General features: G+C 70.4%; 16 protein-coding genes. 9 read left to right on the forward strand and 7 right to left on the reverse strand.

Annotated features, from left to right (window positions below; genetic code table 11):
• Window positions 1-3 precede the first annotated feature (3 nt).
• From ACFC96_RS28500 to ACFC96_RS28510, 3 genes are read left to right on the forward strand one after another with little or no spacing between them, the layout of a single operon-like run.
• Entirely contained in the window at window positions 4-2,415 is a 2,412-nt protein-coding gene (locus tag ACFC96_RS28500; protein ID WP_376257169.1) for a xanthine dehydrogenase family protein molybdopterin-binding subunit, read from the forward strand.
• A 38-nt stretch (window positions 2,416-2,453) separates the two neighbouring features.
• A complete protein-coding gene (locus ACFC96_RS28505; protein ID WP_376257171.1) occupies window positions 2,454-3,083 on the forward strand; it encodes an SRPBCC family protein in 630 nt (209 codons plus the stop codon).
• A 56-nt stretch (window positions 3,084-3,139) separates the two neighbouring features.
• Window positions 3,140-3,676: a MarR family winged helix-turn-helix transcriptional regulator gene (locus ACFC96_RS28510; protein ID WP_376257173.1), complete on the forward strand. Its 537-nt coding sequence runs from the start codon at window positions 3,140-3,142 to the stop codon at window positions 3,674-3,676.
• A gap of 77 nt (window positions 3,677-3,753) precedes the next feature.
• Here ACFC96_RS28510 and ACFC96_RS28515 read toward each other — a convergent pair whose 3' ends face one another.
• The 5 genes from ACFC96_RS28515 to ACFC96_RS28535 form a co-directional block, all read right to left on the reverse strand.
• On the reverse strand, window positions 3,754-4,812 hold the full coding sequence (locus ACFC96_RS28515) for an LLM class flavin-dependent oxidoreductase (RefSeq protein WP_376614805.1): 1,059 nt from the start codon (window positions 4,810-4,812) through the stop codon (window positions 3,754-3,756).
• Window positions 4,813-4,936: 124 nt separating this feature from the next.
• Window positions 4,937-6,559 carry an FAD-dependent oxidoreductase gene (locus ACFC96_RS28520; RefSeq protein ID WP_376257177.1) on the reverse strand — a complete coding sequence of 541 codons (1,623 nt, stop codon included), beginning with the start codon at window positions 6,557-6,559 and terminating at the stop codon, window positions 4,937-4,939.
• 3 nt (window positions 6,560-6,562) lie between these two features.
• A complete protein-coding gene (gene glpK / locus ACFC96_RS28525; protein ID WP_376257179.1) occupies window positions 6,563-8,107 on the reverse strand; it encodes a glycerol kinase GlpK in 1,545 nt (514 codons plus the stop codon).
• Between the two features lie 59 nt (window positions 8,108-8,166).
• Entirely contained in the window at window positions 8,167-8,958 is a 792-nt protein-coding gene (locus tag ACFC96_RS28530; protein WP_376257181.1) for an MIP/aquaporin family protein, read from the reverse strand.
• A gap of 365 nt (window positions 8,959-9,323) precedes the next feature.
• Window positions 9,324-10,088, reverse strand: a complete 765-nt coding sequence (locus ACFC96_RS28535; protein ID WP_376257183.1) for an IclR family transcriptional regulator — start codon at window positions 10,086-10,088, stop codon at window positions 9,324-9,326.
• Between the two features lie 288 nt (window positions 10,089-10,376).
• Here ACFC96_RS28535 and metH point away from each other — a divergent pair, with 288 nt between their 5' ends.
• The 4 genes from metH to ACFC96_RS28555 all read left to right on the forward strand — a co-directional run bounded on the left by metH (window position 10,377) and on the right by ACFC96_RS28555 (window position 18,377).
• Window positions 10,377-13,898 carry a methionine synthase gene (gene metH / locus ACFC96_RS28540; protein ID WP_376614807.1) on the forward strand — a complete coding sequence of 1,174 codons (3,522 nt, stop codon included), beginning with the start codon at window positions 10,377-10,379 and terminating at the stop codon, window positions 13,896-13,898.
• Between the two features lie 142 nt (window positions 13,899-14,040).
• The gene (locus ACFC96_RS28545) at window positions 14,041-14,736 is read left to right on the forward strand and encodes an HAD family hydrolase (protein WP_376614809.1); all 696 of its coding nucleotides are present in this window, start codon (window positions 14,041-14,043) and stop codon (window positions 14,734-14,736) included.
• A 369-nt stretch (window positions 14,737-15,105) separates the two neighbouring features.
• Window positions 15,106-16,710, forward strand: a complete 1,605-nt coding sequence (locus ACFC96_RS28550) for an ABC transporter substrate-binding protein (RefSeq protein ID WP_376257189.1) — start codon at window positions 15,106-15,108, stop codon at window positions 16,708-16,710.
• A gap of 77 nt (window positions 16,711-16,787) precedes the next feature.
• The gene (locus tag ACFC96_RS28555) at window positions 16,788-18,377 is read left to right on the forward strand and encodes an ABC transporter substrate-binding protein (RefSeq protein ID WP_376257191.1); all 1,590 of its coding nucleotides are present in this window, start codon (window positions 16,788-16,790) and stop codon (window positions 18,375-18,377) included.
• A gap of 64 nt (window positions 18,378-18,441) precedes the next feature.
• Here the strand turns inward: ACFC96_RS28555 and ACFC96_RS28560 are convergent, their stop codons facing one another.
• Both ACFC96_RS28560 and ACFC96_RS28565 read right to left on the reverse strand, forming a co-directional pair.
• On the reverse strand, window positions 18,442-19,113 hold the full coding sequence (locus tag ACFC96_RS28560) for a response regulator transcription factor (RefSeq protein WP_116503106.1): 672 nt from the start codon (window positions 19,111-19,113) through the stop codon (window positions 18,442-18,444).
• A gap of 37 nt (window positions 19,114-19,150) precedes the next feature.
• A complete protein-coding gene (locus ACFC96_RS28565; RefSeq protein WP_376257193.1) occupies window positions 19,151-20,008 on the reverse strand; it encodes a RecB family exonuclease in 858 nt (285 codons plus the stop codon).
• A 206-nt stretch (window positions 20,009-20,214) separates the two neighbouring features.
• Here ACFC96_RS28565 and ACFC96_RS28570 point away from each other — a divergent pair, with 206 nt between their 5' ends.
• Together ACFC96_RS28570 and ACFC96_RS28575 are read left to right on the forward strand one after the other, a co-directional pair.
• Window positions 20,215-21,723 carry a site-2 protease family protein gene (locus ACFC96_RS28570; protein WP_376614811.1) on the forward strand — a complete coding sequence of 503 codons (1,509 nt, stop codon included), beginning with the start codon at window positions 20,215-20,217 and terminating at the stop codon, window positions 21,721-21,723.
• A 61-nt stretch (window positions 21,724-21,784) separates the two neighbouring features.
• Complete coding sequence (locus ACFC96_RS28575) at window positions 21,785-22,690, forward strand: tRNA (adenine-N1)-methyltransferase (RefSeq protein WP_116503110.1); 906 nt, start codon at window positions 21,785-21,787, stop codon at window positions 22,688-22,690.
• Window positions 22,691-22,755 lie beyond the last annotated feature (65 nt).

Genomic DNA, 22,755 nt, shown 5'->3' on the forward strand with positions numbered 1-22,755 from the left:
CGTATGTCCCACGGACCGTCCCACGCTCCCCAGCAGCCCGCGCCGGACGGCGGCCCCTGGACCGGCCGCCCCGTTCCTCGTGTCGAGGACGACCGCCTCCTGCGGGGCGACGGCCGCTACGTCGACGACGTCGCCCTGCCCGGCGCGGCCGAGGCCGCCTTCCTGCGCAGCCCGCACGCCCACGCCCGCATCCGGTCGGTCGACGTCACCGCCGCGCTCGCCGCCCCCGGGGTCGTCGCCGTCTGGACCGGCGCCGACGTGGCCCATCTGCCCGCCATGCTCAACAGGGAGGAGCTGCGCACCCCGCCCGGCCTCGCCGAGCTCCTCGACCCGTACGTCGCGATCACCCCGATGCCGCTCCTCGCCACGGACCGGGTCCTCTACGTCGGCCAGCCCGTCGCGGTCGTCGTGGCCGAGAACCGCTACCTCGCCGAGGACGCCCTCGAACTCGTCGACGTCCGCTACGCGCCCCTGCCCGTCCTCGTCGACCCCGACCGCGCACTGGCCGAAGGCGCCCCGCAGCTCCACGACGACCTCCGCGACAACACCGCCGTCGCCGTGGCCACCAAGGTGGGCGACCCCGACGCGGCGTTCGCCTCGGCCCACACCGTCGTCAGCGAGGAGTTCCGGGCCCACCGGTACGTCGCCTCGCCCATCGAGACCCGCGCGGTCTCGGCCCAGGTCGACCCGTACAGCGGCGTGCTGACCGTCTGGTCCAACACCCAGACCCCGCACCGGGTGCGGGAGGCGACGGCGCACACGCTCGGCCTCGACCCGGAACGCGTCCGCGTCATCGCCACCGACGTCGGCGGCGGCTTCGGACAGAAGGGCATCCTCTACGTCGAGGAGATGCTCGTCCCGTACGCGGCCCGCGTCCTGGGCCGCCCGGTGCTCTGGCGCGAGGACCGCAACGAGAACCTGACGGCCGCCTCGCACGCCCGCGAGCAGATTCACCGCATCGAACTCGCCGCGGACGCACAGGGCCACCTCCTGGCCGTACGCGACCGCATCACCGTCAACTTCGGCGCGTACAACATGACCGGCCTGGTCGTGCCCTACAACTCGGTGTGCCACCTCCTCGGCCCCTACCGCGTCCCGCACGTGGACATCGACGTCGTCGGAGTCCTCACCAACACCACGTTCGCCACGCCCTACCGGGGAGCGGGCCGCCCCGAGACCGTCTTCGCGATGGAGCGCGCGATGGACCGCCTCGCCTGCGCACTCGGCCTCGAACCGGCCGAGTTGAGGGCGCGCAACCTCGTGGGTCCCGACGAGATGCCGTACGCGACGGGTCTCGTGGACCGCTCCGGCAAGCCGCAGTCGTACGACTCCGGGGACTTCCCCGAGCTGCTGCGGCGCGCCGTCGCCAAGGCCGACCTCGAAGGGGTGCGCGCCCGGCAGCGCGAGGGCGCCCGCGACGGCAGGCGCGTCGGGATCGGCTTCGCGATGTACATCGAGGCGACCGGACTCGGCCCGTTCGAGACCGCGCGCATCGACATCGCGCCCAGCGGCCGGGTCAAGCTCGCGATCGGGGCGCCCTCCCAGGGGCAGGGACATCGCACATCCATGGCGCAGATCGCCGCCGACGCGATCGGAGTGCCCTTCGACGCCGTCGACGTGGTGGGCGGGGACACCTCCGCGACCCCGTTCGGTGTCGGCACCATCGCGAGCCGGGCCCTCGTCAACGCGGGCAACGCCACGCACCGGGCCGGCCGCCTCGTCCGCGAGAAGATCATCGAGGCCGCGGCGCGCCGGCTCGGCGTCCCCGCCGACGGTCTCGACCTGCGTGAGGGCGTCATCACGTCCAAGGCCGCGGAGGGCCCGGCCCTCACCCTGGCCGAACTCGCCGGACGGGCCCCGCTTCCCGGCACCCCCGAGCCCACCGACGGCCGGCACGGCACCGAGCTCAGCGAGACGGTGCACTTCCGCCCGCCCGGCTTCGCCGTGTCGAGCGGCGCGCACGCCGCCGTCGTCGAGGTCGACGAACGCACCGGCGAGACGGAGATCCTGCACTACGTGGCCGTCCACGACGCGGGCGTCATCGTCAACCCGATGATCGCCGAGGGCCAGGTCACCGGCGGTATCGCCCAGGGCATCGGCGGCGCGCTCCACGAGGAGATGATCTACGGCCCCGACGGCCAGCCGCGCACCGGCACCTACATGGACTACCTGGTGCCGACCTCGTCCGAGATACCCGACCTCGACCTCGACGAGATCCACTCCCCGAGCCCCATGAACGACCTCGGCGTCAAGGGCCTCGGTGAGGGCGGCGCCATCGCCCCGCAGGCCGTCCTGGCGAACGCCGTCGAGGACGCGCTGCGCCCCTTCGGCGTGGTCGTCCGGCGCGGCCCCCTCTCACCCAGCCGCGTACGCGACCTGCTCCGCGCGGCCGGCCGGCCCACGGCCGCCGGCTGACCCGGCGCCGCTCCACCCCGACGATTGGACACCCACCCATGCGACTCGACCACTCCTTCACCGTCCCGGCCACGCCCGACGACGCGTGGAAACTCTTCCTCGACCTCGGCCGTGTGGCCCCCTGCATGCCGGGCGCCGTGCTCGACACCCTCGACGGCGACGCGTTCACCGGACGCGTCAAGGTGAAGGTCGGCGCCGTGCAGATGAGCTACCGCGGTGAGGGCACCGTGACCCGCGACGAGAGCGGCCGCTCGATGGTCCTCGACCTCACCGGCAGCGAGACCCGGGGCGCGGGCACCGCGTCCGCCACCGTCACCGCGTCGCTCGCCGCGGACCCGGCGGGCACCCGGGTCCGCGTCGGCACCGACCTCGACATCACCGGCCGCCCCGCCCAGTTCGGCCGCGGCATCATGACCGAGGTCGGCGACCGCATCGTGCGCCAATTCGCCGAGCGGCTGGAGGAGTTGCTGAGGGAACCGGCCACCGCGGAACCTGCGGCGGCACTCCCGTCCCGGGACCGCGAGCCCGAGGCGGTGGACCTCGGCGCGGCCGCCCTGCCCGTCCTCCTTCGGAAGGCCGCCGTCCCGGCCGCGGCCGTGCTCGTGACGATCGCCGTGATCCGCCTCGTCGCCCGACGCGCGTCCGGCCCCCGATCGCTTCAGGGGTAGGATTTTCAGGGGCGTAGGACATCGCGTCGCGCCCGGCAGAGGCCGAGGGGACGGGGATGGCTGAACGGAAGGCGGCACGGCGTGATGCCGTGGCGGAGGTCATCGAGGACTGGGCGCGTGAGCGGCCCGAGCTGGACACGACCCCACTGGAGGTCCTCGCCCGGCTGCACCGCTCGTTCCTGCGGTACAACACCAAGCTCATCGCCTCGATAGAGCGGCACGGGCTCTCCGTCGCCGGATTCGACGTGCTGACCGCGCTGCGCCGCTCCGGCGAACCGTACCGCCTGACCGCTGGGCAGCTCGCCGACCAGGGTCTCGTCTCGTCCGCCGGGGTCACCCTGCGCATAGACCGCCTGGAGAAGGACGGCCTGATCGTCAGGGAGCGCGACGCCGGCGACCGCAGGGTCGTCTACTCGCGGCTCACGGACGAGGGGCTCGCCAAGGTCGACGAGGTCTTCACCGAGCACCTCGACAACGAACGCCGGATGCTCGGCGAGCTCTCCCCGGCGGAGCGCCGCCAGCTCGCGCGGCTCCTGCGCAAGCTGGAGAACTCCATCCTCGCGTCCGACACCCCGGACGAAGCGGCTTCGTAGAGACACGGCGGTTCCGGGCGACGAAGCGGTTCCGTTCCCGGGCGACGACGCGGCCTCCCGGAGACGGGGGGGGGGGCTCACTCCCACAGGGAGCTGGGCGCCTCCCTCCTGATCACCGGCGCGATCTCCTCGGCGAACCGCTGGAGCGTCTCGACCTGCTCGCCCGTCCCCTGACCGAAGGCGTCGACGGTGACCGACTGGAGATCGTGCCGGTACACCTCGTGATAGCCGAGGATCTTGTCGATGATCTGCTGCGGTGAACCGATCAGCTGGGGCCCGTCCGCGATGGCGTCCTCGATCGTGCGGAACGGCGTGTTGTAGCCCGCCCTGCCCTCCAGATGCGGCTTGAAGGACTGCGCCACCTTCGCCTCGTACAGCTCCTTGAAGCGCGCCACCGCCCGTTCGTGCGAGTCCGCGATGAGCAGGCCGCCCGAGCCCGCCGCGACATGTGCCCGCGCCGGATCGTGCCCGTACGCCTCGAACCGCTCCCGGTAGTGGTCGATGAACTTCGCGTAGGCCGCCCGCGGCTGGACGGCGTTGGCCGTGAACAGCGGATCACCGTGCCGGGCCGCCAGCTCGGGGGAGTTGAGCGAGGTCGCCGAGCCGTGCCAGACGCGCGGCAGTCCGTCGTACGGACGCGGCACCGTCGTCACGTTCTTCAGGGCGGGCCTGAACTCGCCCTCCCAGTCGACGCCTTCCTCGCCCCACAGCCGCCGAAGGAGCTCGTACTTCTCCTTCTGGAGGTCCCACTGCCGCTCCTCGTCGAGCCCGAAGAGGTCGAAGTGGCCGGCCTCCGCGCCCTTGCCGATGACCAACTCGATGCGCCCGCGGGAGAGCTGGTCGAGGGTCGCGTAGTCCTCGGCGACCCGTACCGGATCGAGGATCGCGACGACCGTCACGCCGGTCAGCAGTTTGATGCGGGACGTACGGGCGGCCAGCGCGCCGAGGACCACCGTCGGGCTCGACGACAGGAACGCCCCCGCGTGCCGCTCGCCGACCGCGTACGCGTCGAAGCCGAACTCCTCCGCCGCGACACCGACGTCGACGACCTGCGTCAACCGGTCGGCGGCGGAGGGGAGTTCACCGGTGAGGGGGTGCGGCGCATGGCCGATGATGGACAGGACCTGGAACTTCATGCCCCCCACTCTCGTGCCCGGGCGTTGCGGGCGTGTGTACGCGGCATGGCAGCGTGCCGGGGCATGCGAGAGGGGCGGCTCCCCCCGTGGGAGCCGCCCCTCGGATCATGGGTTCCAGGGGTGCCTACTTCTTGTCGAGCACGTCCTGGACCTTGGCCCGCACGTCGTCCGTGGCCAGACCGCGGATCGTCAGAGTGGTGCGGCGGCGCAGCACGTCGTCCGCCGTCTCGGCCCACTCGTGGTCGCGGGCGTAGGCGACCTGCGCCCAGATCTCCGGGGCGTCCGGGTGGACCCGCTCGCCGAGTTCCGGGTTCTCGTTGGCCATCCGCGCGATGTCGAAGGCTAGCGAACCGTAGTGCGTGGCCAGGTGCCTGGCCGTGTCGGCCGCCATGCGCGGCCCCGGGGCCGGGTGGTCGACCAGGAGGCGGTGCGCGACGGCGCGCGGGTTGGCGACACCCGGCAGCGGCATCCGCTTCGGCAGCTCCTTGACCGGCTCGAAGTCCTCGCCCAGCGGGTGGCCCGGCAGCGACTCCAGCTTCTTCATGACCGTGCGGCCGATGTGGCGGAACGTCGTCCACTTGCCGCCGGCGACGGACAGCATCCCGCCGCGGCCCTCGGTGACGACCGTCTCGCGCTTGGCCTTCGACGTGTCGCCGGGCCCGCCCGGCAGCACGCGCAGACCCGCGAACGAGTAGGTGATCAGATCCCGCTTCAGCTGCTGGTCCCGTACGGAGAAGGCCGCCTCGTCCAGGATCTGGTCGGTGTCCTTCTCGGTGACCGAGACGTCGCGCGGGTCACCCTCGTACTCCTCGTCGGTCGTGCCGAGGAGCAGCATGTCCTCCCACGGGAGGGCGAACGTGATGCGGTACTTGTCGATCGGCGTCGCGAGCGCGGCCTTCCACGGGGAGGTGCGCTTGAGGACGAGGTGGGCGCCCTTGGACAGGCGTATGGAGGGCGCCGCGTTCGGGTCCTCCATGGCGCGCAGGTGGTCGACCCAGGGACCGGTCGCGTTCAGCACGAGCCGGGCGTTCACGCCGAACTCCTCGCCGTCGACGCGGTCCGTGAGGTCCGCGCCCGTGACCCGGCCCCGGGTGAAGCGCAGGCCCGTGACCTCGGCGTGGTTGAGGACGACGGCCCCGGAGTCGACGGCCGCGCGGACGGTCATCAGCGCCATGCGCGCGTCGTTCATCTGGTCGTCGCCGTACACGGCCACGGCCTTGAGGTTCTCCGTCCTCAGCTCGGGCACGTCCTGCTGCGCCTTCGCGGGGGAGAGCAGGTGCCCGACACCGTCACCGAACGCCGACAGGGCGCTGTACGCGAACACGCCCGCGCCCAGCTTCGCGGCGCCGTGCGGGCCGCCCTTGTAGACGGGCAGGTAGAAGGTCAGCGGGTTGGCGAGGTGCGGTGCCACCTGACGCGACACCGCACGCCGCTCGAAGTGGTTCTCCGCCACCAGCTTCACCGCGCCGGTCTGCAGGTAGCGCAGACCGCCGTGGAGCAGCTTGGAGGAGGCGGAGGAGGTGGCGCCGGCGAAGTCACCGGCGTCCACCAGGGCCACCCGCAGTCCCGACTGCGCGGCATGCCAGGCGGTGGAGATGCCCAGGATTCCGCCGCCGATCACCAGGAGGTCGTACTGAGCCTTGGAGAGCTGCTCCCGGGTCTCGGCGCGGCTCGCTGCTTTGAACGACGCAGTCGAGCCGGCGGCCGGATGCGTCCCGAGGGCAGGGACGCTCTGCAGGGTGGTCATGTCTTACTCCTCGCCACTTTCGTCGAGCCAGCCCATGGAGCGTTCAACGGCCTTGAGCCAGCTCTTGTACTCACGGTCGCGCTTCTCCGCGGCCATGTTGGGGGTCCATTCGGCGGCCCGGCGCCAGTTGGCGCGCAGGTCGTCGGTGCTGGTCCAGAAGCCGACGGCGAGACCGGCGGCGTAGGCGGCACCGAGGCAGGTGGTCTCGGCGACCATCGGGCGCACCACGGGGGCGTCCACGAAGTCCGAGAGCGTCTGCATCAGAAGGTTGTTGGAGGTCATGCCGCCGTCGACCTTGATCGCCGCGAGCTCGACGCCGGAGTCCTTCGTCATGGCGTCGGTGATCTCACGGGTCTGCCAGGCGGTGGCCTCCAGGACGGCACGCGCCAGGTGCGCCTTGGTGACGTACCGGGTCAGGCCGGCGATCACACCGCGGGCGTCGGAGCGCCAGTACGGGGCGAACAGACCGGAGAAGGCCGGTACGAAGTACGCGCCGCCGTTGTCCTCGACCGACGACGCGAGGGTCTCGATCTCGGCGGCGGTGGAGATCAGGCCCATCTGGTCGCGCATCCACTGCACCAGCGAACCGGTGACGGCGATCGAGCCCTCCAGGGCGTAGACCGCCTTCTGGTCGCCGATGCGGTAGCCGACGGTGGTCAGCAGGCCGTTGTACGAGTTGACCGGCTTGTCGCCGGTGTTCATCAGCAGGAAGGTGCCGGTGCCGTACGTCGACTTGGCCTCACCCTCGGAGAAACAGGTCTGGCCGAACAGGGCCGCCTGCTGGTCGCCGAGCGCGGACGCGACGGGGATGCCGCCGAGGAGGTCGCCGAGGCGGCCGCCGCTGACCTCGCCGTACACCTCGGCGGAGGAACGGATCTCCGGGAGCATGGCCAGCGGGACGCCGATGGACTCGGAGATCTTCGCGTCCCACTCCATGGTGTGGAGGTTCATCAGCATGGTGCGGGAGGCGTTGGTCACGTCGGTGACGTGCTTGCCGCCGTCGACACCACCGGTCAGGTTCCAGATGACCCAGCTGTCCATGGTGCCGAAGAGGATGTCGCCCGCCTCGGCGCGCTCGCGCAGCCCCTCGACGTTGTCGAGCAGCCAGCGGGCCTTGGGGCCGGCGAAGTAGGAGGCCAGCGGGAGGCCCGTCTCGCGGCGGAAGCGGTCCTGGCCCACATTGCGCCCGAGCTCCTTGCACAGGGCGTCGGTGCGGGTGTCCTGCCAGACGATGGCGTTGTGGACGGGCTCACCCGTGTTCTTGTCCCACAGCAGCGTCGTCTCGCGCTGGTTGGTGATGCCGATGGCCTTGATGTCGTCGCGGGTGATGCCGGCCTTGGTGACGGCCCCGGCGACGACCTCCTGGACGTTGGTCCAGATCTCGGTCGCGTTGTGCTCGACCCAGCCCGGCTTCGGGAAGATCTGCTCGTGCTCCTTCTGGTCGACGGAGACGATCCGGCCGTCCTTGTCGAAGACGATGCAACGGCTGGAGGTGGTGCCCTGGTCGATCGCTGCGATGAACGGGCCCGCGGTGTGTGCGTCGGTCACGGTCTGCTCCTGGAAGTTCTCGGTGCGGCTCTGGCGGGGGTGCGGAGGGGGTCGGTCGCCTACTTGAAGGCGATGTTGTAGAGACCGCCCGCTATGGCGCCGCCGATGAGAGGGCCGGCGACCGGGATCCAGGCGTACGTCCAGTCGGAGCCGCCCTTGTTCGGCAGGGGCAGCAGGGAGTGCACGATGCGGGGTCCGAGGTCGCGGACCGGGTTGATCGCGTAGCCCGTGGGCCCGCCGAGGGAGAGGCCGATGCCGACCACGACGAACGCGGTGACCATGGCGCCGAGGACGCCCAGGCCGTTGCCTCCGTCGTTGAGGCCCTGCGTGAGGATGGCCAGGACGAGCACGACCGTGGCGATGATCTCCGTGACGAGGTTCTGCGCCACGTTCCGGATCTCGGGGCCGGTCGAGAAGATGCCGAGCACCGGTCCGGCCTTGGGCGCGGACTTCTCGGTGATCATGCCCTCCTCGGCCGGCGGGGCCTCGAGGATCTCCGGGTCGGTCAGATGCGCCTGGAACTGGCCGTAGTACGTGGCCCAGACCAGCAGGGCGCCGATCATCGCGCCCAGGAGCTGCGAGCCCAGGTAGAGCGGAACGTCGCTCCACTTGGTGCCGCCCTCGATGGCGAGGCCGATGGTGACCGCCGGGTTCAGGTGGGCGCCTGACACGCCTCCTGCCAGGTAGGCACCGGTCAGTACCGCGAAGCCCCACCCGAAGGTGATCGCGAGCCAGCCGGCGTTGCGCGCCTTGGAGCGCTTCAGCGTGACGGCGGCGCACACGCCACCGCCCAGCAGGATGAGCACGGCGGTACCGATGGTCTCGCCGATGAAGATGTCGGAGCTGGACACCCGCGACTCCTTTGTCCTTCGTCCAGGGGAAGCCGAACCCCGGGTCCCTCTCCGGTGGTTCGCGCCCTCAGGTGAGAGCGTTTTCGGCCCTGGCTTGCCACACTCTAACGCCTATTGCCGGTAGGTGTTCGACAATGCCGACCGATGGACGCGAGTCTCACCCCGGGGTTACTCGCTAGTCAAGGGTTCTGTTATCGAAAACTCGATCGTTATTGATCGCTTCGGGCTATCGGTTCCGTGTCTGGACTGCGCGTTCGTCGATGGTGTCCCGGAAAGGTGTGGCCTGCACGCTGAAACGGCGAAGGCCCCGCCGGGAAGCGGGGCCTTCGGCCCGTACGGGGGCACCGGCGGGCGGCGCGGGGCACTCAGAAGCGGCTGGCGCCCAGGTCCCGGGAGACCGCGCGGGCGCAGTCCCGCACGGCGGCGACGAGCTCGGGACGCAGCTCCCCGTCGACACACACACGCTCCACGGCGCCGGTGACGCCGACCGCGCCGACCGGCATGCGCCGCCGGTCGTGGATCGGGGCCGCGACGGACGCGACGCCCTCCCAGGTCTCCTCGACGTCGTCCGCGTACCCGCGCGCGCGGGTCAGGTCCAGCAGGGTCTCGAACTCCGCCATGTCGCTCACGGTCCGCCCGGTGAACGTCTTGCGTTCCACCTCGACCACCTCGCTGTGCGCCACCGGGTCGTACGCCGACAGGACCTTGCCGAGCGCCGTGGAGTGCAGCGGCTGCATCGCGCCGACCTCCAGGACCTGACGGCTGTCGTCGGGCCGGAACACGTGGTGCACGATCAGTACGCCCTGCTGGTGCAGGACGCCGAGATAGACGCTCTCGCCGCTGGAGCGCGCCAGGTCGTCCGTCCACACCAGCGCGCGCGCCCGCAGCTCGTGCACGTCGAGATAGCTGTTGCCGAGGCGCAGCAGCTCCGCGCCCAGCTGGTAGCGGCCCGACGCGGCGTCCTGCTCGACGAAGCCCTCGTGCTGCAACGTGCGCAGAATGCCGTGCGCCGTGCCCTTGGCCAGGTCCAGCGCCGAGGCGATGTCCGAGAGGCCGAGCCGGCGCTCACCGCCCGCAAGGAGCCGCAGCATGGCGGCTGCCCGCTCGAGTGACTGGATGTTCCGTGCCATCCCAGCCCTTCCTCCCTCGATCCTCTCGCCGAGCAACGTTCGACAATGCTGAACAGTATCGGTCGTTGCCGACCTCGTGCGAATACGCGAGGAGCCTATATTTCGCCCCGTTTGGCTCGGCGCCCCGGTTCGGAGAGCGCCCGCACACACCCGCACCCCGCGCCACATGGCCGTTCCGGCCCGTGGACGCCTCCGCGGAGAAACCACCGGCCCGGCTACCCTGGCCGGGTGCGCCTCCTCCATGGGAGCCGCAAAGCCGACAGCCGTCGCACCTCAGGGAGCACTTTCATGGCCTCGTTGCCAACGCCCGTTCCGTCCACCGACCCCGCCGGCCGGACCCGAGCCGACGCCCTCCGCGAAGCCCTGGCCACCCGTGTGGTCGTGGCCGACGGCGCGATGGGCACGATGCTCCAGGCACAGGACCCGACCCTCGAGGACTTCGAGAACCTCGAGGGCTGCAACGAGATCCTGAACGTCACCCGCCCCGACATCGTCCGCTCGGTCCACGCGGAGTACTTCTCGGTCGGCGTCGACTGCGTCGAGACCAACACGTTCGGCGCGAATCTCGCGGCCCTGGGGGAGTACGACATCCCCGAGCGCGTCTTCGAGCTCTCCGAGGCCGGCGCGCGCATCGCCCGCGAGGTCGCCGACGAGTTCACCACGAGCACCGGACAGCAGCGCTGGGTCCTCGGCTCCATGGGTCCCGGCACCAAGCTGCCCACCCTCGGTCACGCCGCGTACACGGCACTGCGCGACGCCTACCAGCAGAACGCCGAGGGCATGATCGCCGGTGGCGCCGACGCGCTGCTCGTCGAGACGACGCAGGACCTGCTCCAGACCAAGGCCTCGATCATCGGCGCCCGCCGCGCCCTCGACGCCACGGGTACGAACCTCCCGCTGATCTGCTCGGTCACGGTCGAGACCACCGGCACGATGCTCCTCGGCTCCGAGATCGGCGCGGCGCTGACCGCCCTGGAGCCCCTCGGCATCGACATGATCGGCCTGAACTGCGCCACCGGCCCGGCCGAGATGAGCGAGCACCTGCGCTACCTCGCCCGCCACTCCCGTGTCCCGCTGTCCTGCATGCCCAACGCCGGCCTGCCCGTCCTCGGCAAGAACGGCGCGCACTACCCGCTGACCGCCCCCGAGCTGGCCGACGCCCAGGAGACGTTCGTCCGCGAATACGGGCTCTCCCTCGTCGGCGGCTGCTGCGGCACCACTCCCGAGCACCTGCGCCAGGTCGTCGAGCGCGTCCGCGGCCTCACCCCCACCGTCCGCGAGCCGCGCCCCGAGCCGGGCGCCGCCTCGCTCTACCAGACGGTCCCGTTCCGCCAGGACATCTCGTACATGGCGATCGGCGAGCGCACCAACGCCAACGGTTCCAAGAAGTTCCGCGAGGCCATGCTGGACGGCCGCTGGGACGACTGCGTCGAGATGGCCCGCGACCAGATCCGCGAGGGCGCGCACATGCTCGACCTCTGCGTCGACTACGTGGGCCGTGACGGCGTCGCCGACATGGAGGAGCTGGCCGGCCGCTTCGCCACCGCCTCCACCCTGCCGATCGTCCTGGACTCCACCGAGGTCGAGGTCCTGCGGGCCGGCCTGGAGAAGCTCGGCGGCCGCGCGGTCATCAACTCGGTCAACTACGAGGACGGCGACGGCGCCGAGTCCCGCTTCGCGAAGGTCACCCGCCTCGCGCAGGAGCACGGCGCCGCCCTGATCGCGCTGACCATCGACGAGGAGGGCCAGGCCCGCACCGTCGAGCACAAGGTCGCCATCGCCGAGCGCCTCATCGACGACCTGACCGGCAACTGGGGCATCCATGAGTCGGACATCCTCATCGACTGCCTCACCTTCACCATCTGCACCGGCCAGGAGGAGTCGCGCAAGGACGGCATCGCCACCATCGAGGCGATCCGTGAGCTGAAGCGCCGTCACCCCGACGTGCAGACCACGCTCGGCCTGTCGAACATCTCCTTCGGCCTCAACCCGGCCGCCCGCATCCTCCTCAACTCGGTCTTCCTCGACGAGTGCGTGAAGGCGGGCCTCGACTCGGCGATCGTGCACGCGTCGAAGATCCTGCCGATCGCCCGGTTCGACGACGAGCAGGTCACCACGGCCCTCGACCTGATCTACGACCGCCGCTCCGAGGGCTACGACCCGCTGCAGAAGCTGATGGCGCTGTTCGAGGGCGCCACCGCGAAGTCCCTCAAGGCCGGCAAGGCCGAGGAGCTGGCCGCGCTGCCCCTGGACGAGCGGCTCAAGCGCCGCATCATCGACGGCGAGAAGAACGGCCTGGAGGCCGACCTCGACGAGGCGCTGCAGGCCCGCCCCGCCCTCGACATCGTCAACGAGACGCTCCTGGACGGCATGAAGGTCGTCGGTGAACTCTTCGGCTCCGGCCAGATGCAGCTGCCGTTCGTCCTCCAGTCCGCCGAGGTCATGAAGAACGCGGTGGCCTATCTGGAGCCGCACATGGAGAAGTCCGACGCCGAGGGCAAGGGCACGATCGTCCTGGCCACGGTGCGCGGCGACGTCCACGACATCGGCAAGAACCTCGTCGACATCATCCTGTCGAACAACGGCTACAACGTCGTCAACCTCGGCATCAAGCAGCCCGTCTCCGCGATCCTGGAAGCCGCCGAGGAGCACAAGGCCGACGTCATCGGCATGTCCGGACTCCTCGTCAAGTCCACGGTGATCATGAAGGAGAACCTGGAGGAGCTCAACCAGCGCAAGATGGCCGCCGACTTCCCCGTGATCCTCGGCGGCGCAGCGCTGACGAGGGCGTACGTCGAGCAGGACCTCCACGAGATCTACGAGGGCGAAGTCCGTTACGCGCGCGACGCGTTCGAGGGCCTGCGCCTCATGGACGCCCTCATCGCCGTCAAGCGGGGCGTCCCCGGCGCCACGCTCCCCGAGCTGAAGCAGCGCCGGGTCAAGGCGGGCGCCGTACAGGTCGAGGAGCGGCCCGACGAGGGGCCGGCGCGCTCCGACACGGCCACCGACAACCCGGTCCCCGAGCCCCCCTTCTGGGGCACCCGCGTCATCAAGGGCATCCAGCTCAAGGAGTACGCGTCCTGGCTGGACGAGGGCGCCCTGTTCAAGGGCCAGTGGGGCCTCAAGCAGGCGCGCACCGGCGACGGGCCCACGTACGAGGAGCTGGTGGAGACCGAGGGCCGCCCGCGGCTGCGCGGCTGGCTGGACGAACTGCACACCAAGAACCTCCTGGAAGCGGCCGTCGTCTACGGCTACTTCCCGTGTGTGTCCAAGGGCGAGGACCTGATCATCCTCGACGACCAGGGCAACGAGCGCACCCGCTTCACGTTCCCGCGCCAGCGCCGCGGCCGACGGCTGTGTCTCGCGGACTTCTTCCGTCCCGAGGAGACGGGCGAGACCGACGTCGTCGGCCTCCAGGTCGTCACCGTCGGCTCCCGGATCGGCGAGGAGACCGCCAAGCTCTTCGAGTCCAACTCGTACCGCGACTACCTGGAACTGCACGGCCTGTCCGTCCAGTTGGCCGAGGCGCTCGCCGAGTACTGGCACGCACGCGTCCGTTCGGAGCTGGGCTTCTCCGGCGAGGACCCCGCCGAGATGGAGGACATGTTCGCGCTCAAGTACCGCGGCGCCCGCTTCTCGCTCGGTTACGGAGCGTGCCCGGACCTCGAGGACCGCGCCAAGATCGCTCAGCTCCTGGAGCCCGAGCGCATCGGCGTCCATCTCTCCGAGGAGTTCCAGCTCCACCCGGAGCAGTCCACGGACGCGATCGTCATCCACCACCCCGAGGCGAAGTACTTCAACGCGCGCTAGCGCGGCGCGCAGACCGCCCGCGGGACGTCATCGCGCGCATTGATCCGCAGAAGTCGTACACTGGTCGGTCCAGTGCAGGCCGGTTGCCTTCCTGTCAAAAGGAGGCAGCCGGCCTTCTCGTCCCTCACGGAGGTGTGCCCGGATGACCAGTACGGTCCCCGCTCTCGGTACCCGAACGGCCGAAGGCTCCGCCCTGCAGGCCGTGCTCCTCGACATGGACGGCACTCTGGTGGACACCGAAGGCTTCTGGTGGGACGCCGAGGTCGCCGTCTTCGGCTCGCTGGGGCACGCGCTCGACGAGGCGTGGCGCGAAGTGGTCGTCGGCGGCCCCATGACCCGCAGTGCCGGCTTCCTCATCGAGGCGACCGGCGCGGACATCACGCTCCCCGAGCTGACCGTGCTGCTCAACGACGGCTTCGAGGAGCGCATCAGCAGCGCCCTGCCGCTCATGCCGGGAGCCGCGCGGCTCCTGGCCGAACTGGCCGCCCACGAGGTGCCCACGGCCCTCGTGTCCGCCTCGCACCGCCGCATCATCGACCGGGTCCTGACCTCCCTCGGCCCCGAGCACTTCGCGCTCACGGTCGCAGGTGACGAGGTCGAGCGGACGAAGCCGTACCCCGACCCGTATCTGCTCGCCGCCGCGGGACTGGGTGCGGATCCGGCCAGATGCGCCGTCATCGAGGACACCGCCACCGGTGTCGCCGCCGCCGAGGCGGCCGGCTGCCACGTCGTCGCCGTACCCTCCGTGGCCCCCATCCCACCCGCCTACCGGCGCACCGTCGTCCCCTCGCTCGAACACGTCAACCTGCCTTTTCTACATGGCCTGATGGGCTACTGAACCTTCGGTAACACCGCTCGCGCGTGGCCGAAATGCTGTGCTCATCAACCCAGTTGAACGTGTGACCTTTCCCACTCGAAGTGGGGTCGACAGGTATACGGACCTGTGCTGCGACCCCACCCCCCGCTCCATCCCGAGTGACCTTGTGTCCCGATTGGTCGGACCCTGAGCCGAAGCGACCCCTGTGGGGTTATCGGTGTGTCCGCGCCCGGTTTCGCAGCGTGATGAAGCGGTGGCTCCGGCCCCTTCGGGACGCTTCGCCATGCGCATTAATGTCGTGGCGAGAACATCGCCGTAACCCCTCGTGTCCCGTCGACACCACCCCCGTTGCCGGGCCCACGGGATCGACAGCTCTGGAGAACTTCGAGCATGAACCGCAAGACTTTGGTGTTGCCGGCCGTCATCGGCCTGCTCGCGCCTGTGCTCGCCGCCTGCGGCGGGTCCGACAGCGGGGGCAAGGACGGCAACCCGATCGCCGTCGGTACCACCGACCGGTTCGTTGCCTCGAAGGCGGTCCCGGCCCCGTTCGACCCCGCGTACGCCTACGACGCGGGCTCCTGGAACGTGCTGCGCCAGACCATCCAGACCCTGATGGCCATGCCCCGCGGCGGCGGCGACCCGGTGCCCGAGGCCGCCCAGACCTGCGGCTTCACCGACACCGGCAACGAGCGCTTCTCCTGCACCCTGCGCAAGGGTCTCGCGTTCGCCGACGGTACCCCCGTCACCGCCTCGGACGTGAAGTTCTCCATCGACCGCGTGCTCCACATCAAGAGCGACAGCGGCTCCTCCGCGCTGCTCTCCAGCGTCGACACGATCGAGACCAAGGGCCGCAGCGAGGTCATCTTCCACCTGAAGAGCCCCGACGCCACCTTCCCGTACAAGCTGGCCACACCCACCGCCGGCATCGTGAACCCCGAGGACTACACGAAGGGGAAGCTGCGCAACGGCTTCGCGGTCGACGGCTCCGGCCCGTACACCCTGGACGCCAAGGTCAAGAACAACACCCTCGTCAAGGCCGTCTTCACCAAGAACCCCCACTACAAGGGGCAGTTGAAGCCGAAGAACGACAAGGTGGAGCTGGTCTCCTTCGCGGACGCCGACGCCATGGGCAAGGCCCTCGAAAAGGGCGACGTCGACATGATGACGCGCACCATGTCGCCGGAGCAGATCAAGCAGCTCTCGGACAACCCGAGCAAGAACATCAACCTGGTCGAGATGCCGGGCATGGAAATCCGTTACCTCGGGTTCGACACCAGCGCCCCGGTGGTCAAGAACAAGGCCGTCCGCCAGGCCATGGCGCAGGTCATCGACCGCGGCCAGCTCACGACCGACGTCTACGGCACCTCCGCCGAGCCGCTCTACTCGCTCGTGCCCGCCGGCATCACCGGCCACACGAACTCGTTCTTCAACAAGTACAGCGAGCCGAGCGTCTCCAAGGCCGCCTCGATCCTGTCCAGGGCCGACATCACCACCCCGGTGAAGCTGACCCTGCACTACACGACCGACCACTACGGCCCCGCCACCAAGCGGGAGTTCGAGGTGCTCAAGAAGCAGCTCAACTCCAGCGGCCTGTTCGACGTCGGCATCAAGGGCGACGCCTGGGACACGTACCGCGCCTCCGAACTCAAGGGCAAGTACGACGTCTACGGCCTCGGCTGGTTCCCCGACTTCCCCGACGCCGACAACTTCATCGCGCCGTTCCTCGACAAGGACAACTTCCTCGCGTCCCCGTACGCGAACAGCACGATCCGGGACCAGCTCATCCCCGAGTCCCGTCGTGAGGCCGACCGGCTGACCGCCTCCAAGAGCCTCACGAGCATCCAGGACATCGTCGCCGAAGACGTGCCGGTCCTCCCGCTCTGGCAGGGCAAGCAGTACGTCGCCGCCCGCGACGACATCACCGGAGTCGAGTGGGCACTGAGCTCCTCCTCGATCCTTCAGCTCTGGGAGCTCGGCCGCGGCGTGAGCGACTGATCCCCGCGCGAGCCGGCCTCCCCTTCCGGGGTGGCCGGCTCGCCCGATTTCCCCACCACTGACGACAAGGCACGTACGTGAGAATGCGCAACCAGTGGCTGGTCCTCTCCCTCGGGACGGGACTCACCGCGGCCCTGCTGGCCGGCTGCGGCACCGACCAGGGCGATGCCGCCGGGCAGGGCGGGGCCGTGGTCATGGGAATGTCCGACGACATCCAGGCCACCGATCCGGCGTCCGGCTACGACCCGGGGTCGTGGCTGCTGTTCAACAACGTGTTCCAGTCGCTCCTGAGCTTCCCCAAGGGCAGCACGGAGCCGGAACCCGAAGCCGCCAAGGAGTGCTCCTTCACGGACTCCGGCACCCGCGTCTACTCCTGCACCCTGCGCGACGGCCTCACGTTCAGCAACGGCGACAAACTCACCTCGAAGGACGTCAAGTTCTCCTTCGACCGCATGCTGAACATCGGTGACGACGCCGGCCCGGCGATCATGTTCCCCATGCTCGACAAGGTCGAGACGCCGAACGCCAAGACGGTCGTCTTCAAACTGAAGCACGCGGACGCCACCTTCCCCAGCAAGATCGCGTCCGGCGCCGGTTCCATCGTCGACCACGCCGCCTACTCCATGGACGGCCTGCGCACGGACGGCAAGGCCGTCGGCTCCGGCCCCTACAAGCTGGACTCCTTCGACAAGAAGAAGGCCGTCTTCTCGGTCAACCCGGGCTACAAGGGCACCGCGAAGGTGCAGAACTCCGGCATGACCATCAAGTTCTTCCACGGCGACCAGGCGGGCCTCAAGAAGGCCCTCGTCGGCGGCGACATCGACCTCGCCTACCGCGGACTCGCCGCCAAGGACATCGCCGGCATCGAGAACTCCACCTCGACGAGCAACACCATGGACGTCGTCGAGGGCACCAGCGCCGAGGTCCAGCACCTGGTCTTCAACATGAAGGACCCCGTCGCGGGACGCCTGTCCGTCCGCAAGGCCATGGCGTACCTGATCGACCGGGACGCCCTGGTCGACGAGGTCTACGAGGACACCGCCACCCCGCTGTACTCGATCATCCCGGCGGGCATCAGCGGCCACAACACGGCCTTCTTCGACACCTACGGCGCCCACCCCTCGCCCGCCAAGGCCCGCGCCGCGCTGCGCGCCGACGGCATCACCGGCAAGGTGAAGATCACCCTCTGGTCGACGCCCTCGCGCTACGGACCCGCCACCGACCAGGAACTGGCGACGATCGCCAAGCAGCTCAACGCGAGCGGCCTGTTCGACGCCGACATGAAGTCCATCGCGTTCGGCCAGTACGAGAAGGACATCAAGACCGGCAAGTACGGCGTGTACGTGAAGGGTTGGGTCCCGGACTACCCGGACCCCGACAACTTCACCCAGCCGTTCTTCGGCGCCGGCAACGTGCTCGGGAACAACTACACCAACAGCACCATCACCGGGAAGATCATCCCGGAGACCGGGGCGCAGAGCGACCGCGCCTCCACCGACCGGGACTTCGAGCAGCTCCAGAACATCGTCGCAGACCAGCTGCCGGTCCTGCCCGTCTGGCAGGCCAAGCAGTACGCCGTCGTCCGCGACAGCGTCTACGGCCTGGAGTCCTGCCTCGACGCGTCGACCGTGTTCCGCTTCTGGGAGATCAGCAAGGGCACCGCGTAAACGGCCGGTGGCCGCCTCCCGGGAAGGGAGGCGGCCACCGACCTGTTCTTTCGGACGCCTGCTTCTACTGCGCGCCGGGACGCACCAGACCGCTCTCGTACGCGTACACCGCCGCCTGTACGCGGTCGCGCAGCCCCAGCTTCGTCAGCACATGGCCGACATGGGTCTTCACCGTCGTCTCGCTGACGAACAGATCCGCCGCGATCTCCGCGTTCGACAGGCCGCGCGCCACGAGCTTCAGGACCTCGACCTCACGCTCGGTCAGCGTGTGCAGGGTGTCCGGCACCGGGTCGTCACCCGAGGGGAGATGGTCCGCGTACTTGTCGAGCAGACGGCGCGTGATGCTCGGCGCGAGCATCGCCTCGCCCGCCGCGACCACCCGGATCGCCTGCACCAGCTCGTTGGCGGGGGCGTCCTTCAGGAGGAAGCCGCTGGCGCCCGCGCGCAGCGCCTCCACCACGTACTCGTCGAGGTCGAACGTCGTCAGGACGAGCACCTTCGCCGGGCCGTCCCGCCCCGGGCCGGTGATCTGCCGGGTCGCCTCGACACCGTCCATCCGCGGCATGCGGATGTCCATCAACACCACATCGGGCTGCAGGGCACGGACCTGGTCGAGCGCCTGCAGACCGTCTCCGGCCTCGCCGACGACCGCGATGTCCTGCTCGGCCTCCAGAATCATCCGGAACCCGGTACGGAGCAGCGGCTGGTCGTCGACCAGTAGGACGCGGATCGCCACGTAACTCTCCTTCGGTAGTCCGGGCCATTCTGCCCTGCTAGCCGGCGTCCGACCCGGGCACCCCGATCTGAAGCGGATACGGCGGGGGAGTCCCACCGAACTCCGGGCAAACCGCCTGATGGTCGCACCAACCGCACAGCTTCGTCGGGCGCGGCCGCCACTCACCCGTCTCCGTGGCCAGCTGGATCGCGTCCCACAGCGCGTGCAGCTTGCGCTCCACCCGCTCCAGGTCCGCCACCACCGGGTCGTACGTCAGCACATCACCGCTGCCCAGATAGACCAGCTGGAGGCGCCGCGGCACGACCCCCTTCAGGCGCCACACCACCAGTGCGTAGAACTTCATCTGGAAGAGGGCGCCCTCCGCGTACTCGGGGCGCGGGGCCTTGCCCGTCTTGTAGTCGACGATCCGGACCTCGCCCGTCGGCGCCACGTCGACCCGGTCGATGATGCCGCGCAGCTTCAGGCCCGAGTCCAGCTGGGCCTCGACGAACAGCTCCCGCTCGGCGGGCTCCAGGCGCGTGGGGTCCTCGAGCGTGAACCAGCGCTCGACGAGCTGCTCGGCCTCGCCGAGCCAGCGCGCCATCCGCTCGCCCTCGCCGTCGTCCGCGAACAGGTCGGCCAGCTCCGGCTTCACCTCGCGCAGCCGGTCCCACTGGCCGGGGATGAGCGCCTTGGCCCGCGGGGCCGTCCGCTCTCCCGCCGGAGCGTCGAACAGTCTCTCCAGCACGGCGTGCACCAGCGTGCCGCGGGTCGCCGCCTCGCTCGGCTTCTCGGGCAGCTTGTCGATCACCCGGAACCGGTAGAGCAACGGGCACTGCATGAAGTCGCTCGCGCGCGACGGCGAGAGCGACGCAGGGCGAGCGGCCGCGGCGGCCCCTTCGGTGCTGGTTTCCATGACGACAGACCTTACGGCCCGCCACTGACAGTCAGCCACGAACGCGTCGCGGGCGTCCTGGGAAGCGGGGCCCTGCGGCGCCGCAGGGGAGTCGACGAGGCCCGCGCCGCACCGGACGCATACCATCGACGGCAGACCCCCTCGCCCTGCATGATCGTGCGACGGCAGGAGCGAGGGATTTCTGACGAGGGGACCGAGGGATCACCGTGGACGAGAGCGGCCGGCCGCAGCCCGGCAGCGGCACGACGGACGACCACCGGGCCGCCCGCCCCGGCCCCACGCCCCCACCACCGGCGAGCGCGAACGACGCGGCCCGCGCGAACTCCGTCCCGCACACGCCCCGGGACCCGGAAGAGCCGCCGCACGAGGAGCACCCCGAGGACGCCGGCCCGGCCGACCAGGGCGACGCCTCGGACACTTCGCCCGGCTCGGACCCGTTCACCGAGCGCACCCCGGCCGGCGGCGATGACACCGTCCCGCCCGCCCAGGACCCCGTGTCCCAGGGCGACACGCCTGCCACCCGTACCCCCGCGACAAGCGGCCGGCGCCCCACCAAGGCTCCCGAGCCCCGTAGCGGACTCCTCATGGGGCGCCCCTTCGGCGTCCCCGTCTACGTCGCGCCCAGCTGGTTCCTCGTCGCGGCCCTCATCACCTGGGTCTTCGGCGGACAGCTCGACCACGTCCTGCCCGGACTCGGTGCGGTCCGCTATCTCGTCTCCCTCTTCTTCGCGGTCGCGTTCTACGCCTCCGTACTCGTCCACGAACTCGCGCACACCGTCGCCGCGCTCCGTTTCAAGCTGCCGGTGCGCCGCATCCAGCTCCAGTTCTTCGGCGGCGTGTCCGAGATCGAGAAGGAATCCGAGACGCCGGGGCGCGAGTTCGTGCTCGCCTTCGTCGGACCGCTGCTCTCCCTCGTCCTGGCCGGCGTCTTCTACCTCGGCATGCTCGCCGTGGAACCCGGCACCGTGCCCGGCGTCCTGCTCGCGGGACTGATGATCTCCAACCTCATCGTCGCCGCCTTCAACCTGCTGCCCGGCCTGCCCCTCGACGGGGGCCGCATGCTCCGCGCCATCGTCTGGAAGATCACCGGCAAGCCCATGAGCGGCACCGTCGCCGCCGCCTGGGTCGGCCGTGCCCTCGCGATCACCGTCCTCATCGGACTCCCGCTGCTCACCCAGTCCGGCGCCCTCGGTGAAGGCGCCGCCGACGTCAGCGGCATGGACACCGTCACCGACGCCCTGCTGGCCGCCATCCTGGCCGCGATCATCTGGACCGGCGCCGGCAACAGCCTCCGCATGGCCCGCCTGCGCGAACACCTCCCGGAGCTGCGCGCCCGCACCCTCACCCGCCGCGCCGTCCCCGTGGAGAGCGCCACCCCGCTGTCCGAGGCCCTGCGCCGCGCCAACGAGGCGGGCGCCCGCGCCCTCGTCGTCGTCGACGCCGACGGGGAACCCAGGTCCCTCGTGCGCGAGGCCGCCATCGTCGGCGTACCGGAACACCGCCGCCCCTGGGTCGCCGTCAGCGGCCTCGCCCAGGACCTCACCGACGGCATGCGCGTCTCCGCGGAACTCGCCGGCGAGGAGCTCCTCGACACGCTCCGTGCCACCCCCGCCACCGAGTACCTCGTCGTCGAGGAGAGCGGCGCCATCTACGGCGTCCTGTCCGCGGCCGACGTGGAGCGCGCCTTCGTCAAGGCCATGGCCCGCCCCTCCTGACCGGGCCCGGGCCCCGGCGCCCCTGGTCCGCGGGCCCTCCGGGGACCGGTAGGCTGGTCACATGTCCGAACCGACCGGTGCCGCCCGCCGACGCGGGCCCTTCAAGGTCGGGGACCAGGTACAGCTGACCGACCCCAAGGGCCGCCACTACACGTTCACGCTCGAGGCCGGGAAGAACTTCCACACCCACAAGGGTTCCTTCCCCCACGACGAGCTGATCGGCGCTCCCGAGGGCAGCGTTGTCCGCACCACCGGAAACGTCGCCTACCTCGCGCTGCGCCCCCTGCTCCCCGACTACGTCCTGTCCATGCCCCGCGGCGCCGCCGTGGTCTACCCCAAGGACGCGGGGCAGATCCTGGCCTTCGCCGACATCTTCCCCGGCGCACGCGTCGTCGAGGCAGGCGTCGGCTCCGGCTCGCTGAGCAGCTTCCTGCTGCGCGCCATCGGCGACGAGGGCATGCTGCACTCCTACGAGCGCCGCGAGGACTTCGCCGAGATCGCCACGCAGAACGTGGAGCGCTACTTCGGCGGCCCCCACCCCGCGTGGCAGCTCACCGTCGGCGACCTCCAGGACAACCTGAGCGACGCCGACGTGGACCGCGTCATCCTCGACATGCTCGCCCCCTGGGAGTGCCTCGAGGTCGTCTCCAAGGCCCTCGTCCCGGGCGGCATCCTCTGCTGCTACGTCGCCACCACCACCCAGCTCGCGCGGACCGTCGAGTCCATCCGCGAGATCGGCTGCTTCAACGAGCCGACGTCCTGGGAGTCGATGATCCGTAACTGGCACGTCGAGGGCCTGGCCGTCCGCCCGGACCACCGCATGATCGGCCACACCGGCTTCCTCCTCACCGCCCGCCGCCTCGCGGACGGCGTCGAGCCGCCCATGCGCCGCCGCCGCCCCGCCAAGGGCGCGTACGGCGAGGACTACTCGGGCCCCAACGCGGACGGCGGCAACGCCGGGCGCTGACCCGAACACCCGACACAACGCGCGGGCGCCGCCGTCGAGTTCCCCGCATGCCGGGGGAACTCGAC

It is taken from the genome of Streptomyces sp. NPDC055955, from assembly GCF_042270245.1.
Taxonomy (GTDB): domain Bacteria; phylum Actinomycetota; class Actinomycetes; order Streptomycetales; family Streptomycetaceae; genus Streptomyces.

Bases quoted from the DNA above. Each gene is read 5' to 3' on its own strand.
- ACFC96_RS28575 (WP_116503110.1), top strand. From the start codon at position 21,785: ATGTCCGAACCGACCGGTGCCGCCCGCCGACGCGGGCCCTTCAAGGTC.
- metH (WP_376614807.1), top strand. From the start codon at position 10,377: ATGGCCTCGTTGCCAACGCCCGTTCCGTCCACCGACCCCGCCGGCCGG.
- ACFC96_RS28535 (WP_376257183.1), bottom strand. From the start codon at position 10,088: ATGGCACGGAACATCCAGTCACTCGAGCGGGCAGCCGCCATGCTGCGG.
- ACFC96_RS28500 (WP_376257169.1), top strand. From the start codon at position 4: ATGTCCCACGGACCGTCCCACGCTCCCCAGCAGCCCGCGCCGGACGGC.
- ACFC96_RS28515 (WP_376614805.1), bottom strand. From the start codon at position 4,812: ATGAAGTTCCAGGTCCTGTCCATCATCGGCCATGCGCCGCACCCCCTC.
- ACFC96_RS28545 (WP_376614809.1), top strand. From the start codon at position 14,041: ATGACCAGTACGGTCCCCGCTCTCGGTACCCGAACGGCCGAAGGCTCC.
- ACFC96_RS28550 (WP_376257189.1), top strand. From the start codon at position 15,106: ATGAACCGCAAGACTTTGGTGTTGCCGGCCGTCATCGGCCTGCTCGCG.
- ACFC96_RS28510 (WP_376257173.1), top strand. From the start codon at position 3,140: ATGGCTGAACGGAAGGCGGCACGGCGTGATGCCGTGGCGGAGGTCATC.
- ACFC96_RS28505 (WP_376257171.1), top strand. From the start codon at position 2,454: ATGCGACTCGACCACTCCTTCACCGTCCCGGCCACGCCCGACGACGCG.
- ACFC96_RS28520 (WP_376257177.1), bottom strand. From the start codon at position 6,559: ATGACCACCCTGCAGAGCGTCCCTGCCCTCGGGACGCATCCGGCCGCC.
- ACFC96_RS28565 (WP_376257193.1), bottom strand. From the start codon at position 20,008: ATGGAAACCAGCACCGAAGGGGCCGCCGCGGCCGCTCGCCCTGCGTCG.